Here is a 14,659-nt window from a genome sequence, read left to right as displayed (position 1 = left end):
GTGCCCTTTGCTGTCTAGGCCATGCGCGGCTTAGAACTTGTAGCGTGCGCCGACGACGTACTCGCGGCCGGTGTAGTTGTTGACCACGACGTTGTTCATCGCGCGGGAGATGAACTGGTCGTTGGGCTGGTTGGTCAGGTTGGTCGCCTCGAAGGTGACTTCCAACTGGCTGTTGATCTTGTAGCCCAGCGACATGTCGACGTTGAGCGTCTTGTTCTTGCCCTGCTCCAGCTGGTTGTTGGTCAGCAGCACGGTCTGCAGGAAGGCCGCACGCGCCGAGGTCGAGACGCGGCCGCTGAAGGTGCCGTCGTCGTAGTAGATCGACGCATTCCACGAACGCGGTGACAGGTTGATCAGGTCCTCGGTGATGTAGGTCGTCGTCGTGGCGGTCGCCGAAGACGGGTACTTCATCTTGGACTTGACCTGCGTGTAGTTCGCCAGCAGGCCGAAGTTCTTGCCCCAGCTCGGCAGGAAGCTGAACGGCTGCTGGACGTTGATCTCGAAGCCCTGCAGCTTGCCGCCGTCGGTGTTGACCGGCGCGCTGACGGTGAAGATCTCGTCGCCCGTGAAGTTGGCCGGCAGCAACGACAGCGGCAGGCCCGTGTCCTTGTAGGCGACGTTGCGGCCGTTGGTCACGACGAAGCTCTTGATGTTCTTCTGGAACAGGCCCAGGCCGATGAAGCCGTCCTTGGAGTGGTACCACTCGCCGCTGAGGTCGAAGGTGGTCGCGCGGTACGGGTCCAGCGCCGGGTTGCCACCGGTGTAGCTGAGCGTGCCGACGGTGGAAATCGTGCCGCCCGGGTTCAGGCTGGGCAGCGGCGGGCGCGACATGACCTTGGCCGCGGCCGCACGCACCATCACGTCCTTGGTCAGGTTGACGGCCACGTTGGCGGCGGGCAGCCAGTCGTTGTACTGGCGCGTGGACGTGACGGGGCTGCCGCCGCCGGTGGCCAGGTAGCCGGAGGCGACCAGGGACGTCTTCACGTAGCGCGTGCCGACGTTGCCGCGCACCGGCAGGCCGCCCAGGCGGGTGTCGAAGTCGGCCATCAGCCAGGTGCCCGTGTCGGTCTCGGTGATGGCGCGGTTGTTGCCGCGGGCATTGCCGTTGGTGATGGACGACAGCGTGAAGTCACCGGAGCCACCGGCCTGGCCGGTCTTCAGGCAGTTGCAGTAGATGTCGTAGGCGCTGGTGATGGCGTCCAGGTTCGGGATGACCCAGGAGGTGACGGAGCCGGCCGGCAGGCCCTCGCCCTTGCCGAAGCCCGTCAGCGTCTTCACGAGGCTCAGCGGCAGCGTGCCCGAGGGCAGCGTGTTCATCGTCTCGACGGCACGACGCGATTCGTAGCTGGTGAAGCTGAACTGCTTGTAGCTCACGCCGCCCTTCAGCGTCAGCGCGTCGGGGATGATTTCCCAGGCGACGTCGGCGGTCGCCACATCCTCGCGGTTGGTCGCGCCGTTCGGGCGGATGCGGATCTCGCTGGGCGTGAAGTTGGTGATGCCGGTGGCACCGACCGGCACGCCGTAGATGCCCAGGCCACCGTTCACGTCGCTCGGGTTCAGCGTTCCATAGGTGATCAGCGGCTTGCGGTCGCTGTAGCCCTTGCTGGCGCGGGCGTCATAGACGTAGCCGTTGACGTTGGGAGCGTCCAGCGTCGTCGTCGTCTGGATGGGGTTGCGGAAGCGCGACGTGGCACGGCCGCCCTTGAGCGTCACCTTGATGGCGTCGGTGACGTCCTGCTCCACCGTCAGCATCGGCTGCGTGAACTCGGTGCTGAGGTGGTCGAAGCGCGACTCGGAGCGGATGTCCACGCCGTTGAACTTGCCGTAGGTCATCTGGCCGCTGGGCGCGAACTCGGCTTCCACGACGCTGGTCTGCGGCTTGCCGCCCTGGGCCAGCGTGCGGCTGAAGGAGATCGCCTCCAGGAAGTCTTCCTGACGGGTCGCGTCGAGCTTGCTGTAGAGCATGTCGAACGTCATCAGCGTCGTGTCCGACGGGCGGACCTGGATGGAGCCGGTCAGGCCCGTGCGGTCCTGGTCGTGCGTCAGGCGGCCGTAGCGCGGCAGGCGCGGATGGAAATTGGTGGCCAGCGACGCGGCGGTGTAGGCGTCGGTGGCGGCCTGCGAGGCCGGCAGGCGGGCCACGCCCTGAGCGGCCGGGCCGCAGGTGGTGGCCGTGGACGTGCTGGGGTTGGCCGTCACGCCGATGGGGGCACACCAGCCGCCGCTGGACGTGCCGTTGTCCCAGCGCACGGTGCTGAAGCCTTCTTCGTAGACCTGGCGCTTCGAGTACGCGCCCGACAGCAGCACGCCGATCTTCTTGTCGGCAAAGGTGTTGGAAATCAGGAACGACGCCTTGGGCGTGGCCTTGCCGCGGATGTCGTTGTAGGTGCCCTTCACGGTCGCCGTGGCGACGAACTTCTTCAGGTCGAACGGACGGGCGGTCTGCAGGTCCACCGTCGCACCCAGCGAGCCCTCGTCGACGTCGGACGAGCTGCTCTTGCGCACGGTCAGCGAGCTGAACAGGTCGGCGGCGAACACGTTGTAGTCGAACGCGCGGGTGCGGTTGGCACCGCCCGAGCTGTCGGTACCGCCGGTGGTGGCCAACGCCTCGATGCCGTTGATGCGGGTGCGGGTGAAGTCACCCCCCAGGCCGCGCACGGTGATGTTGCGGCCTTCGCCGGCGTCGCGGTCGATGACCACGCCCGGCACGCGCTGCAACGACTCGGCGAGGTTGGTGTCCGGGAACTTGCCCATGTCCTCGGCCTTGATGACATCGACGATGCCCTTGTCCTGACGCTTGGCGTTCAGCGCGCTTTCCAGCGAGGCCCGGATGCCGGTGACGGTGACGGTCTCGAGCTGGTTGGTCGGGGCTGCCTCCTGTGCCCAGACCGGGGCGGCAACGAGGGTGACGGCCAGGGCCACCGGGCGCAGCGCCAGGCGGTGGGACGGACGGAATGCGGGCATGAAGAGTCTCCTGGTGCAAGGCCGCCTGGGCGCGTCAAGCGCTGGCTGCTCTGGGGTCTTGGGTAGGGTGGTTACCCGGGCGCACGCAGGGCACCCGTCGATTCTGAATGCCGGCTTCGCTGCAGTGCGAGTGCCGGGGTTGCGTTGACAGCGACAGGTCGCCGTCAACGCAGAGGGAACGCTGGCCCACCGGAATCACGCCGTCATCCGGCGCGAGGCAGTTGCTCACGCTTCTGCTTTTTTCGGTGGCTTGTGGACGATGATAGGGGGAAGATGACAAAATCGAAACAGTGGTTCACTAAATAGAAACCATGATTCCGCAACACTTCTCGCCTGTCCTAAGCTTCGTTCACCCGAAATTTGGAACCGCGTTTCAACTCTAACGATCTATCGCGGCAACTCCATCGGAACGACCCCTAGTCCGCACCCATCAAGGCGGCAGTCGCCCGTTAGGCCAGCTTCATCCCTCGCAACCGGTGCCCCCGCACCTCGGACAAAAGACATGGTTCTCCAGAATTTCAATCTCGCCGGCAAGACGGCCATCGTGACGGGCTGCAACACCGGCCTCGGCCAGGGCATGGCCCTCGCGCTCGCGCAGGCCGGCGCCGACGTCGTCGGTGTCAACGTCTCCGAACCCGACGAGACCAAGGCCGGCGTCGAGGCCCTGGGCCGCAAGTTCCTGGACCTGCGCGCCAACCTCGGCGACGTCAGCTGCATCCCCGATCTGGTCGCTCAGGCCAAGGCGCTGAATGGCGAAGTGCACATCCTCGTCAACAACGCCGGCATCATTCGCCGCGAAGACGCCATCAAGTTCACCGAGGCCGACTGGGACGACGTGATGGACCTGAACCTGAAGTCGGTGTTCTTCCTGTCGCAGGCCGTGGCCAAGGTCTTCATGGCCCAGGGCAAGGGCGGCAAGATCATCAACATCGCATCGATGCTCAGCTTCCAGGGCGGCGTGCGCGTGCCGTCGTACACGGCCAGCAAGAGCGGCGTCATGGGCATCACGCGCCTGATGGCCAACGAATGGGCCTCGCACGGCATCAACGTGAACGCCATCGCCCCGGGCTACATGGCCACCAACAACACCGCCGCGCTGCGCGCCGACGAACAGCGCAACAGCGCCATCCTCGAGCGCATCCCGGCCGGCCGCTGGGGCAAGCCCGAGGACCTGGCCGGCCCCGTCGTGTTCCTGGCCTCGCCGGCGTCCGACTACGTCAACGGCTACACCGTCGCCGTCGACGGCGGCTGGCTGGCCAGGTAAGAAGCCCCTCGCCCAGCGAGGGGACGGCGATGCATGCCGGTTCGACCGGCATGCACATCGCCAGATGGACCAGTTCGGGTGCGGCCCAGCGCTCGGCCCGCACAATTCCTGCGCCGTTCTGCCGCGCATGCGGAATGACCGGTGCGAACGAGGATCACGCCATGAAGTCCACCGAACGCAAGTTTGAATTCGTCACCCGCGAGGACCCCGACACCGGCGCCCGCGTCACCCGTCTCACGCCTCCGGACGTGACTTGCCATCGCAACTACTTCTACCAGAAGTGCTTCACGAACGACGGCTCCAAGCTGATGTTCGGCGGCGAGTTCGGCCCCGAGCCCAGCCCGAACTGGAACCTGCACCTGCTGGACCTGCCGTCGCAGACGGCCATCCAGCTCACCGAGGGCGCAAGCGAGAACACCTTCGGCGCCTTCATGAGCCCCGATGACCGCTTCGTCTACTTCGTGCGCGGCGACCGCAACCTGATCCGCCTGGAACTGGCGACGCTGAAAGAGGAAGTCGCCTACGTCGTGCCCGACGGCTGGGTGGGCTACGGCACCTGGGTCAGCAACAGCGCGTGTACCAAGATGGTCGGCATCGAGATCGCCGCGGCCGACTGGTTCCCGCTGAACACCTGGCAGAAGTTCAACGAGATGTTCCACAAGAAGCCGCTGTGCCGCCTGTTCAGCGTCGACCTGGCCTCGGGCAAGCGCACCGTCATCCTGGAACAGCGCGGCTGGCTGGGCCACCCGCAGTACCGCCCGTTCGACGACAACACCGTCGCCTACTGCCACGAGGGCCCGCACGACCTCATCGACGCGCGCATGTGGTTCATCAACGAGGACGGCACCAACCGCCGCTGCGGCAAGGAACACCTGAACGGCGAGAGCTGCACACATGAGTTCTGGGTGCCGGACGGCAGCGCGATGATCTACGTCAGCTACCAGCACGACTCGCCGGACCGCTCGATCTACAGCCTCGACCCCGTCACACTGGAGAACAAGCTGCTGACCGCCATGCCGCCTTGCTCGCACCTGATGAGCAACCACGATGGCACGCTCATCGTCGGCGACGGCTGCGGCAAGGCCAGCAGCGGCGACAACGAGATGCTGGTCGGCGACCCCTACCTGCACCTGTTCGACCTGAAGACCGGCACGACGCGCCCCATCGCCCGCCACGACAGCGGCTGGGACGTCTACAAGGACAGCCGCCAGGTCACGCACCCGCATCCCAGCTTCACGCCGGACAACAAGCAGGTGCTGTTCAGCTGCGACAAGGAGCGTGCGAACGGCGTCGAGCCGGCCCTCTACCTGGCCGACCTGTGAGGCTGGCGCTGGCGCTGTCGGCATGGCTGGCCGTGACGGCGGCGCACGGGCAGGCACGCCCTCAGCTGTCGGCCGAGCAGGCCGCCGCGCACACCGCGGCGGCCTACCTCGGTGACTGGACACCCGCGCCGCTGGCCGACCTGGCCGCCACGCCGCCGGACTTTGTCGTCCAGCCCGGCGAATCCGTGCAGGCCGCCGTCAACAAGGTTCCTGGCCACGGCAGCAGGCGCTGGGTCATCCAGATCCAGCCCGGCACCTACCGTGGCCCGATCTGCATCAAGGACAAGGCGCCGCTCGCGCTGGTCGGCACGCCGCTGGACGCCGCCGCCGTCGTGCTGGTGGACAACCGCTTCTCCGGCAAGCCCAAGGGCGAGCGCGAGGCCGCCCACCCCTGCATTCCCGAGCTGGGCAAGCCCACCATCGGCACCAGCGGCAGCACGACGATGCTGGTGCAGAGCGACGACGTGCAGCTGATCTCGCTGACCGTCGCCAACGACGCGATGGACGGCGTGCGCCGCGGCGAGGCCTACCCGCCCGGCGTCGGCGAGAGTGGCGGCGCACAGGCCGTCGCGCTGACGCTGGCCGGCGACCGCATCCAGCTCGACAACGTGCGCCTGCTGGGCCACCAGGACACGCTGTTCGCCAGGCGCCCCGGCCCGAACGAACCCGCCCGCCAGCTGATCCGCCACAGCCTCATCGCCGGCGACGTGGACTTCATCTTCGGCAACGCGGTGCTGGTCATCGAGCACTCCACGATCCTGACCCGCGCCAACCGCCGCACGCCCGGCCACGGCGGCATCATCCTCGCGCCCAGCACGGCGCCAGACGTGAACCAGGGCTTCCTCGTCACGCGCAGCCGCCTCGTCGGCGAGCCCGGCATCGCCCCCGGCGCCACGTCCCTCGGCCGCGCCTGGGATGCCGGCGTGAAGGCGGGCACCTGGCAGGCCGGCTCCAGCCCCAACGGTCTGGCGGTCGTGCGCGACAGCGAGATCGGCGCCCACGTCGGCCCCTGGAACGCCAGCACGTCGCGCCGCCTCTTCGACGCCGCGACGAACCGCCTCAGCGAGTTCAACAACCGTCCATGACCCTGCACCGCCGTCACGTTCTCGCCCTCGCGGGCGTCCCCGTCCTGGGCGCCTGCGCCAGCACAGCGCCAGCGCCAGTCGAGCAGCCGCTGGGCTGGGCCGGCGTCGGCGCCACGACGGGCGGCGCGCGTGCCATCCCCGAACACATCTTCGACGTGCACGACCGCGCCGGCCTGGACGCCGCGCTGCGCGTGGGCGACAAGCCCAAGATCATCCGCGTGCACAAGTTCATCAACCTGTGCCCGTGGGGCCCGGAGGCCTTCGCCGACCCGGGCTTCGACTTCGACGCCTTCGACCGCGCCTACGACCCGGCCACCTGGGGCCGCGACGACCCGCACGGCACGCTGGAAGCCGCCCGCAGGCGCTCGGCCAAACGCCACGCCGCGGTGGCCCAGGTGCGGCTGCCGTCCAACACGACGCTGATCGGCGTGGCGCCCGGCGCCGGCTTCGAGCGCGGCGGCTTCATGCTGGACAAGGTCAGCAACATCGTCATCCGCCACCTGCGCTTCTCCGACGCCTACGACTACTTCCCCGAATGGCAGCCGCGCGACAACGGCCACGGCGAGTGGAACTCGGAGTACGACAACGTCTCGCTGCGCACCGCCGACCGCGTGTGGGTGGACCACTGCCATTTCGACGACGGCAAGCGCCCCGACAAGCTCGAACCCATCCGCCTGGGCCAGCGCGTGCAGCACCACGACGGGCTGCTGGACATCACCAACGAGAGCGACCTCATCACCGTGTCCTGGTGCCGCTTCCAGTCCCACGACAAGACCATGCTGATCGGCAGCGGCGACGGCAAGACCGGCGACGACGGCCGGCTGCGCGTGACGCTGCACCACAACCATTTCCACGGCTGCAAGGAGCGCACGCCGCGCGTGCGCTTCGGCCGTGTGCACGTCGTCAGCAACCTGTTCAGCGCCGACACGGCCGAGGACTTCGGCTACTCGCTGGGCGTCGGCATGCAGTCACGCCTGTTCAGCGAGCACAACCGCTGGGAGTTGCCCGCCGGCATCACGCCCGACCGGCTGATCCGCCGCCTCAAGGGCAACGCCTTCTTCGACCGCGACAGCCGCCTCAACGGCCAGCCGGTCGACATCCTGGCCGCCTGGCGCGCCGCCCACCCGGACGAGAGCCTGGTCGGCGAGCTCGACTGGCGCCCCGAAGATGCCTACGACGCCGCCGCGCTGCGACCGCTCAATCCCGATCATCTTGCTGAGCAAATCCGCGCAGGTGCGGGACCCCGCCCGGCCTGAGGGACAATCTCGTTTCTCATATCGCGGAACAAGCACCCGAAAGAATCAAAACGATGGATGAAGACATTGGTGATTCAAAGCAACCCGAATCGGTTGCAGCGGTGCTCAAGGTGTTCGCCATCCTGAACGCCCTGGGTGAGCGCAGTGACATCGGCATCACCGACCTGTCGGTGCGGCTGGCCATGCCCAAGGCGACGGTCTACCGCTTCCTGCAGACGATGAAGAGCCTGGGCTACGTGCGCCAGGAGTCCGACAGCGAGCGCTACGGACTGGCCATGCGCATGTTCGAGATCGGTGCCAAGGCCCTGCCCTCGCCGGACCTCGTCGAACTCGCCAAGCACCCCATGCAGATGCTGGCCGACGCTACCGGCGAGACGGTCCACCTGGGCAGCCTCATCGACAGCGAGATCATCTACATCCACAAGGTCGACTCGCGCCACATGCTGGGCATGTACTCGCGCGTCGGCCGCCGAGCACCGCTGCACTGCACGGCCATCGGCAAGGTGCTGATGGCCTGGGAGCACCCCGAACGCCGCGACCGCATCCTCGACGGCGCCGAGTTCAAGCGCTTCCGCGACAAGACCATCACCGACCGCGACGCCTTCCTGGCCGAGCTGGCCCAGGTCAAGAGCCAGGGCTTCGGCGAGGACCGCGAGGAGTTCGACGACCACATCCGCTGCCTGGGCGTGCCCATCTTCGACCGGCTCGGCCAGCCCATCGCCGGCATGAGCGTGTCCTTCCCGACCTTCCGCTTCGATGCCGAGAAGGCACCGGAGTACGTGCGCCTGCTGCAGGCCGCCAGCCGCGACATCTCCGCGAAGCTGGGCTGCACGAACTACCCGATCAAGACGGCGGCCTGACCCGGCGCGGCCGGCGCCTGCCAGCGCCCGGGGTACGAAAAGCACGACCGTGCTTTTCTGTCGCCCACGAGACGGGGCACGCCGCATGCCCCATGCTTCAATGCCCTCCGCTGGCCGGGACAGACCCGGCCTGGAGACCCGCATGAGCAACACCAACCGCCAGATCGTCCTCGCCTCGCGCCCCAAGGGCGAGGTCACGCCAGACAACTTCCGCCTCGTCGAAGCCGCCCTCAGCCCCCTGGCCGACGGCCAGGTGCGCGTGCGCAACCACTTCCTGAGCCTGGACCCGTACATGCGCGGCCGCATGAACGACAGCAAGAGCTACGCCGCGTCGCAGGCCATCGACGAAGTCATGATCGGCGGCACCGTCGGTGAAGTCGTCGAGTCGAAGAACAGCCACTTCGCCGTCGGCGACAAGGTCGTCGGCATGGGCGGCTGGCAGGAGTTCCAGACCGTCGATGCGAACCAGCGCGGCGTGCTGCAGAAGGTAGACACGACGCACATCCCCCTGTCCGCCTACCTCGGCGCCGTCGGCATGCCGGGCGTGACGGCCTGGTACGGCCTCGTGAAGATCATCAATCCCAAGGCCGGCGAGACGGTCGTCGTCAGCGCCGCCAGCGGCGCCGTCGGCTCGGCGGTGGGCCAGCTCGCCAAGGCGCGCGGCGCCCGCGCGGTGGGCATCGCCGGCGGCACCGACAAGTGCGCCTATGTCGTCAATGAACTGGGCTTCGATGCCTGCATCGACTACAAGCAGCATGCCGACGTGCGCTCGCTGTCTGCCGCGCTGAAGGTCGAGTGCCCCAACGGCATCGACGGCTACTTCGAGAACGTCGGCGGCTACATCCTCGACGCCGTGCTGCTGCGCGCCAACGCGTTCAGCCGCGTGGCCATGTGCGGCATGATTTCCGGCTACGACGGCCAGCCCATCCCGATGGCCGCGCCGCAGCTCATCCTGGTCAATCGCATGAAGGTCGAAGGCTTCATCGTGTCCGAGCACATGGACGTCTGGCCCGACGCGCTGAAGGAGCTGGGTGGACTCGTCGCCACCGGCAAGCTCAAGTACCGCGAGTCCGTCGCCCAGGGCCTGGCTGCTGCGCCCGAGGCTTTCATGGGCCTGCTGAAGGGCAGGAACTTCGGCAAGCAGCTGGTGAAACTGATCTGATGCGCTGGACCTGCGTCCCGTTCGCCGAGCTGGGCGTGCAGCAGCTCTACGACGCGCTGGCCTTGCGCTCCCAGGTCTTCGTCGTCGAGCAGAACTGCGTGTTCCTCGACATCGACGGCCTGGACCCGCAGACGCTGCACCTGCTGGGCCACGGCGACGACGGCGCGCTCAACGCCTACGCGCGGCTGATCCCGCCCGGCGTGAAGGCGCCCGACGCCCTCATCGGCCGCGTCGTCACGTCGCCCGCCGCACGCGGCGGCGGCACGGGCCGCGCCCTGATGGCCGAGGCCGTCGCGCGGTGCGAACGCCTCTGGCCCGGCCACGCGATCGCTCTGCACGCGCAGGCCCACCTCGAACGCTTCTACGCCAGCTTCGGCTTCGTGCCGGCCGGCGAGCCCTACATCGAAGACGGCATCCCGCACATCGAGATGCGCAAGGAGACATGACATGACCCAGAAGACCGCCATCATCACCGGCGCCGGCTCCGGCTTCGGCCTGGAGACCGCCCGCCTCGCCGCGAGACGAGGCATGAACCTCGTCCTCGTCGACGTGCAGGCCGACGCGCTGGAGAAGGCCGCCGCCGAGTTCACGACCGTCGAGGTGCTGTCCCGCGTCGTCGACGTCGCCAAGGCCGACCAGATGGAGGCGCTCGCTGCCGCCGTGCAGGAACGCTTCGGCGCGCCGCACTTCGTCTTCAACAACGCCGGCGTCGGCTCGGGCGGCCTGGTGTGGGAGAACGCCGTCACCGACTGGGACTGGGTCATGGGCGTCAACGTGATGGGCGTCGTGCACGGCGTGCGGCTGTTCACGCCGATGATGCTGGCCGCTGCGAAGGTTGACCCCGCCTACCAGGGCCACATCGTCAACACCGCCTCCATGGCCGGACTGCTGGTGCCACCGATGTCCGGCGTCTACAACGTCAGCAAGGCCGCCGTTGTGGCGCTAACCGAGACGCTGCACCATGACCTGCGCATGGTCACGGAGCAGGTCCACGCCTCGCTGCTGTGCCCCTTCTACGTGCCGACCGGCATCAACCAGAGCCAGCGCAACCGGCCCGGCGACCTGCCCGGTGCCCAGCCCACGCAGAGCCAGTTGGTCTCGCAGGCTCAGACCGACAAAGCCGTGACCTCCGGCAAGCTGACCGCGGCGGATGTGGCGGCCATGGTGTTCGACGCCATCGACAACGACCGCTTCTGGATCTTCAGCCACCCCAAGGCGCTGGCCGGCCTGCAGACGCGGATGGAAGACGCGATGCTGCATCGCAACCCCACCGATCCCTACGCCGCGCGGCCCGAGATCGGCGAGGCGCTGAAGGCCAAGCTGCGCGCTGAGTAAGCGGCTGGGACAATCGGGGCATGAGTTCCCCGATTTCCATCGCCGTCATCGGCGGCGGCCCCGCCGGCCTGATGGCCGCCGAGGTGCTGGCCGCTGCGGGCCAGGCCGTCACCGTCTTCGACGCCAAGCCCAGCGTCGGCCGCAAGTTCCTGCTGGCCGGCAAGGGCGGCCTCAACCTCACGCACTCCGAGCCTCTCGAGCCCTTCGTCGGCCGCTTCGGCGCGCGCGCCGCGCAGATAGCCCCGCTGCTACGTGGCTTCGATGTCGACGCGCTGCGCGCCTGGGCGGCTGCGCTGGGCGTCGACACCTTCGTCGGCACGTCGGGCCGCGTTTTCCCCAAGGATCTGAAGGCCGCACCGCTGCTGCGCGCCTGGCTGCAGCGCCTGCGCGCGGCTGGCGTCAAGTTCGCGATGCGTCACCGCTGGACCGGCTGGACCGACGACGGCGCACTGCGCTTCGACACGCCCGACGGCGAACGCCTCGTCACGCCCCGGGCCACGCTGCTGGCGCTGGGCGGCGCGTCCTGGCCGCAACTCGGCTCGGACGGCGCCTGGGCACCCTGGCTGGCCGCGCGTGGCGTGGACGTCGCACCGCTGCAGCCGGCCAACTGCGGCTTCGACGTCGGCCCCACGGCGGCCCACGCCGGCGGGCCGGGCTGGAGCGAGCGCTTCGCGACCGAGTTCGCCGGCCAGCCCGTCAAACCGGTGGCGCTGGAGACGGCCGGCTTCGCCGCCCGCCCCGGCGAGTTCGTCATCACGGCCAGCGGCATCGAGGGCTCGCTGGTCTACGCCGCCAGCGCCGCGCTGCGCGAGCAGATCGCGCGTGACGGCAGCGCCAAGCTGCACCTGGATCTGCTGCCGCAGCTGACACCCGAGCGCGTGCTGGCCGACGTGAAGCACCCACGCGGCAGCCGCTCGCTGTCATCGCACCTGAAGAGCCGCCTGCACCTGAGCCCGCTGAAGCTGGGCCTGCTGCACGAACTGCTGACCCGCGAGCAGATGCTCGACGCGCCCACACTGGCCGCAGCGCTCAAGCACCTGCCGCTGACGCTGCACGCCGCCCGCCCGGTGGCCGAAGCCATCAGCACCGCCGGCGGCGTGCGCTTCGAGGCGCTGACCGACGGCCTGATGCTGCGCGCGCTGCCCGGCGTCTTCGTTGCCGGCGAGATGCTGGACTGGGAGGCTCCGACCGGCGGCTATCTGCTGACGGCCTGCTTCGCCAGCGGCCGCGCGGCCGCGCAAGGCCTGCTCGCCACGCTCTGACGGCCCGACCGCGTCAGCGCGGACCGCTGGTCCGCGCGACCTGGTCTTCGAGCTGGCTCACGTCCTTGCCCAGTTCAGCCAGGTAGCGGTCGCGCTCCTCGCTGCTCCACTCGGCATCCGAGAACGCCTTCAGCGCGTAGCTGGCGCTACGGTAGACGACGCCCTCGCGGCGCGCCAGCATCGCGCGGTCCGGGAAGCGATCGGGCAGCAGCAAGAAGCCCTGCAGGTCGCGCAGCCGCAGCGGCATCGTCGGCGCGCCGTCGCGCAGCAGCTTGCCGAACACGCGCAGCCGCGCCACCTGGGCACCGGTTCCCAGTTCGTCGTTGAACGTGACCAGCGCGAACGGCTGCCCCTGCGCGTCGTCGACGCGGGCGGTGACGACGTAGCGGCCGGACTGCTTCACGTTCAGGCCGACGAGGAAGTCCAGCGAGCCGTCGGCCACGCGGTCCGTGATCACGCCCCACTCGGCGGGCACCGCCGGCTGGTAGACGACGTCGAAGTTGACGACACCCTGGCGCCCGTCCTGGTTCAGCGTGACCTGCAGCCGCAGCGTGCCGGCGAAGTCGGCGAAAGCCGTCTGCGAGGGCTGGAACTGCGCGCTGTAGACGCCATCACCGGAGCTCGTGAAATCCAGCGCCAGCTGCGGCCGGCCGGCGGCCTGTCGCGGGTCGGGCAGGTCGAAAGCCACGGCGCGCGTGACCAGCAGCGGCAGCGTCTGGCCACCATCGTCCTGCGCGCTGACGCTGACCTTGACGACCTCGTCGCCGCTCATGAAGACACGGTCCTGCTGGGTCAGGATGTGCACGCCCGGCACGGCGGCCTTGGTGCCGGGGAAGCGCAGCGGTAGGCGCTCGCGTATGGGCGCGAATGGCCGCACCTGGTCCGGGTGCTCGGCGATGGGCCGCGACTCATGCGGATAGCGCGTCTGCTCGCGGTAGGTGGCCAGCGTCACCTTGGCGCGCTCCAGACGCTGCAGCAGCGCCTCGCGCTGCGCCAGGCGCGCGCCTATGGCGGCGTCGGTGAGCGGCGACCCTTGAGGTCGCAAGGCGGCAGCTTGCGGCTTCGTCACGGGCAGCGCCTGATGCGCGGGGCGGCTGTCCGCAACCGGCTCCGGCAGTGCCGCCGCGCGCGGCCAGGCCCACCAGGCGAGCAGGCCGGCCAGCACGATCCCGGCCAGCCAGAGCGTGGCCTTCACTGCGCGTTGGTGACCATGTCGGCCCTCACCAGGCCCACGGTGCCCTGCCAGTTGCCGTTGGTGTAGTGGTTGTAGGCCTCTTTGTCGTCACGGAAGACGACCGAGTGGTTGCTCCACTTGGCCGTGCCGCCCTCGTTCACCGCGGTGCCCATCGTCAGGTCGTTGCAGAACCAGTCGCTGGGGTTGCAGTAGGCGCCACCGCCCGAGCCCGACACGCCACCGGCCGAGTGGTAGGCCACGGCCTCGTCGTCCTGGCCCGGCAGGATGAAGGAGTACAGCGTGCCCTTGGCGCCGGCGTACATGTAGAACATCTTGGCGCGCGTGTTGTTGTGGTCGTACATCGCGCGGGCCGTGCCGGTCTTGAGGTCGCTGACCAGCGGCTCGCTGAGTGCCCAGTCACCCGCGTTGGCCAGTTCGCTGCCGCCACCGGCGCCGGCGGCCACGTCCACCCACTTGATGTTCCAGCCCGTCTGCGTCGAGCCGTCGCTGTTGGCGCAGCTGCCGTCGCTGCCGGGCGTGGCGTTCTTCTTGTAGCGCGTGCTGCCGCCGTACAGCGACAGCGTGTAGCCGATCATCAGGTCGCCCGCGCTGTGAGCGGCGACGTAGCACCAGTTGCTGCCGGTGCAGTAGCAGTCCAGCGCGTTGCGGATCAGGTAGTTCTGGTCCGAGATGTGGTTGTAGCCGTCCCAGTTGACGGCCTTCTTGTTGACGCCGGCGGCCGTCGAGGACGGCCCCCAGTACGTGAAGTCGGCGTAGTTGCCGGCCACACCGCCACCGGTGCGGCCGTTGATCCACAGCGAGTAGTTCGTCGCCCAGGCGGCGCCGGCCAGCAGGGCCGCGCCAAGCACCATCAGAAACCGGCGAGAAAGCATGTTCCGCATCGTTGTCTCCTGTTGTTGTCTGGTACTGCGCCGCGGACTGTATTGAGCAGCCGCCGCTGGCAAACCCTCGGTA

Annotated in this window: 12 protein-coding genes; 9 read left to right on the top strand and 3 right to left on the bottom strand. The window is 68.6% G+C overall.

Features of this window, described 5'->3' with window-relative positions:
- Positions 1 to 30: 30 nt before the first annotated feature.
- Positions 31 to 2,964, bottom strand: coding sequence for a TonB-dependent receptor (locus ACG04R_RS27485; protein WP_394417657.1), 2,934 nt, complete (start codon positions 2,962 to 2,964; stop codon positions 31 to 33).
- A gap of 502 nt (positions 2,965 to 3,466) precedes the next feature.
- Between ACG04R_RS27485 and kduD the strand changes: the two genes are divergently transcribed.
- The 9 genes from kduD (at position 3,467) to ACG04R_RS27440 (ending at position 12,510) form a co-directional block, all read left to right on the top strand.
- Positions 3,467 to 4,228 (top strand): 2-dehydro-3-deoxy-D-gluconate 5-dehydrogenase KduD, encoded by a 762-nt coding sequence (gene kduD, locus ACG04R_RS27480; protein WP_394417654.1) that lies wholly within the window; start codon positions 3,467 to 3,469, stop codon positions 4,226 to 4,228.
- A gap of 161 nt (positions 4,229 to 4,389) precedes the next feature.
- Entirely contained in the window at positions 4,390 to 5,550 is a 1,161-nt protein-coding gene (locus ACG04R_RS27475; RefSeq protein WP_394417652.1) for an oligogalacturonate lyase family protein, read from the top strand.
- The gene (locus ACG04R_RS27470; protein ID WP_394417649.1) at positions 5,547 to 6,635 is read left to right on the top strand and encodes a pectinesterase family protein; all 1,089 of its coding nucleotides are present in this window, start codon (positions 5,547 to 5,549) and stop codon (positions 6,633 to 6,635) included. Before ACG04R_RS27475 ends, ACG04R_RS27470 begins: the two co-directional genes overlap by 4 nt.
- Positions 6,632 to 7,891, top strand: coding sequence for a pectate lyase family protein (locus ACG04R_RS27465; protein ID WP_394417646.1), 1,260 nt, complete (start codon positions 6,632 to 6,634; stop codon positions 7,889 to 7,891). Before ACG04R_RS27470 ends, ACG04R_RS27465 begins: the two co-directional genes overlap by 4 nt.
- Positions 7,892 to 7,944: 53 nt before the next feature.
- A complete protein-coding gene (gene kdgR, locus ACG04R_RS27460) occupies positions 7,945 to 8,751 on the top strand; it encodes a DNA-binding transcriptional regulator KdgR (RefSeq protein WP_394417643.1) in 807 nt (268 codons plus the stop codon).
- A gap of 142 nt (positions 8,752 to 8,893) precedes the next feature.
- Positions 8,894 to 9,913: an NADP-dependent oxidoreductase gene (locus ACG04R_RS27455; protein WP_394417640.1), complete on the top strand. Its 1,020-nt coding sequence runs from the start codon at positions 8,894 to 8,896 to the stop codon at positions 9,911 to 9,913.
- Positions 9,913 to 10,359, top strand: coding sequence for a GNAT family N-acetyltransferase (locus tag ACG04R_RS27450; protein WP_394417637.1), 447 nt, complete (start codon positions 9,913 to 9,915; stop codon positions 10,357 to 10,359). The genes ACG04R_RS27455 and ACG04R_RS27450 overlap by 1 nt, the downstream gene beginning before the upstream one ends.
- A 1-nt stretch (position 10,360) precedes the next feature.
- On the top strand, positions 10,361 to 11,248 hold the full coding sequence (locus ACG04R_RS27445; RefSeq protein ID WP_394417634.1) for an SDR family oxidoreductase: 888 nt from the start codon (positions 10,361 to 10,363) through the stop codon (positions 11,246 to 11,248).
- Between the two features lie 20 nt (positions 11,249 to 11,268).
- Complete coding sequence (locus ACG04R_RS27440) at positions 11,269 to 12,510, top strand: BaiN/RdsA family NAD(P)/FAD-dependent oxidoreductase (protein ID WP_394417631.1); 1,242 nt, start codon at positions 11,269 to 11,271, stop codon at positions 12,508 to 12,510.
- A 13-nt stretch (positions 12,511 to 12,523) separates the two neighbouring features.
- Here the strand turns inward: ACG04R_RS27440 and ACG04R_RS27435 are convergent, their stop codons facing one another.
- Positions 12,524 to 13,705, bottom strand: coding sequence for a hypothetical protein (locus ACG04R_RS27435; RefSeq protein ID WP_394417629.1), 1,182 nt, complete (start codon positions 13,703 to 13,705; stop codon positions 12,524 to 12,526).
- On the bottom strand, positions 13,702 to 14,586 hold the full coding sequence (locus ACG04R_RS27430) for a hypothetical protein (protein ID WP_394417626.1): 885 nt from the start codon (positions 14,584 to 14,586) through the stop codon (positions 13,702 to 13,704). Before ACG04R_RS27430 ends, ACG04R_RS27435 begins: the two co-directional genes overlap by 4 nt.
- Positions 14,587 to 14,659: the final 73 nt, after the last annotated feature.

It is taken from the genome of Pelomonas candidula (genome assembly GCF_043555985.1).
GTDB classification, from domain to species: Bacteria; Pseudomonadota; Gammaproteobacteria; order Burkholderiales; family Burkholderiaceae_C; genus Pelomonas; species Pelomonas candidula.
The sequence above is the reverse complement of the archived record's forward strand: the minus strand, read 5'-3'. Positions and strand labels throughout refer to the sequence as shown.

Excerpts from the sequence above, each read along its gene's own strand:
- ACG04R_RS27485 (WP_394417657.1), bottom strand. The coding sequence starts at position 2,964 with ATGCCCGCATTCCGTCCGTCCCACCGCCTGGCGCTGCGCCCGGTGGCC.
- kduD (WP_394417654.1), top strand. The coding sequence starts at position 3,467 with ATGGTTCTCCAGAATTTCAATCTCGCCGGCAAGACGGCCATCGTGACG.
- ACG04R_RS27475 (WP_394417652.1), top strand. The coding sequence starts at position 4,390 with ATGAAGTCCACCGAACGCAAGTTTGAATTCGTCACCCGCGAGGACCCC.
- ACG04R_RS27465 (WP_394417646.1), top strand. The coding sequence starts at position 6,632 with ATGACCCTGCACCGCCGTCACGTTCTCGCCCTCGCGGGCGTCCCCGTC.
- kdgR (WP_394417643.1), top strand. The coding sequence starts at position 7,945 with ATGGATGAAGACATTGGTGATTCAAAGCAACCCGAATCGGTTGCAGCG.
- ACG04R_RS27455 (WP_394417640.1), top strand. The coding sequence starts at position 8,894 with ATGAGCAACACCAACCGCCAGATCGTCCTCGCCTCGCGCCCCAAGGGC.
- ACG04R_RS27450 (WP_394417637.1), top strand. The coding sequence starts at position 9,913 with ATGCGCTGGACCTGCGTCCCGTTCGCCGAGCTGGGCGTGCAGCAGCTC.
- ACG04R_RS27445 (WP_394417634.1), top strand. The coding sequence starts at position 10,361 with ATGACCCAGAAGACCGCCATCATCACCGGCGCCGGCTCCGGCTTCGGC.
- ACG04R_RS27440 (WP_394417631.1), top strand. The coding sequence starts at position 11,269 with ATGAGTTCCCCGATTTCCATCGCCGTCATCGGCGGCGGCCCCGCCGGC.
- ACG04R_RS27430 (WP_394417626.1), bottom strand. The coding sequence starts at position 14,586 with ATGCGGAACATGCTTTCTCGCCGGTTTCTGATGGTGCTTGGCGCGGCC.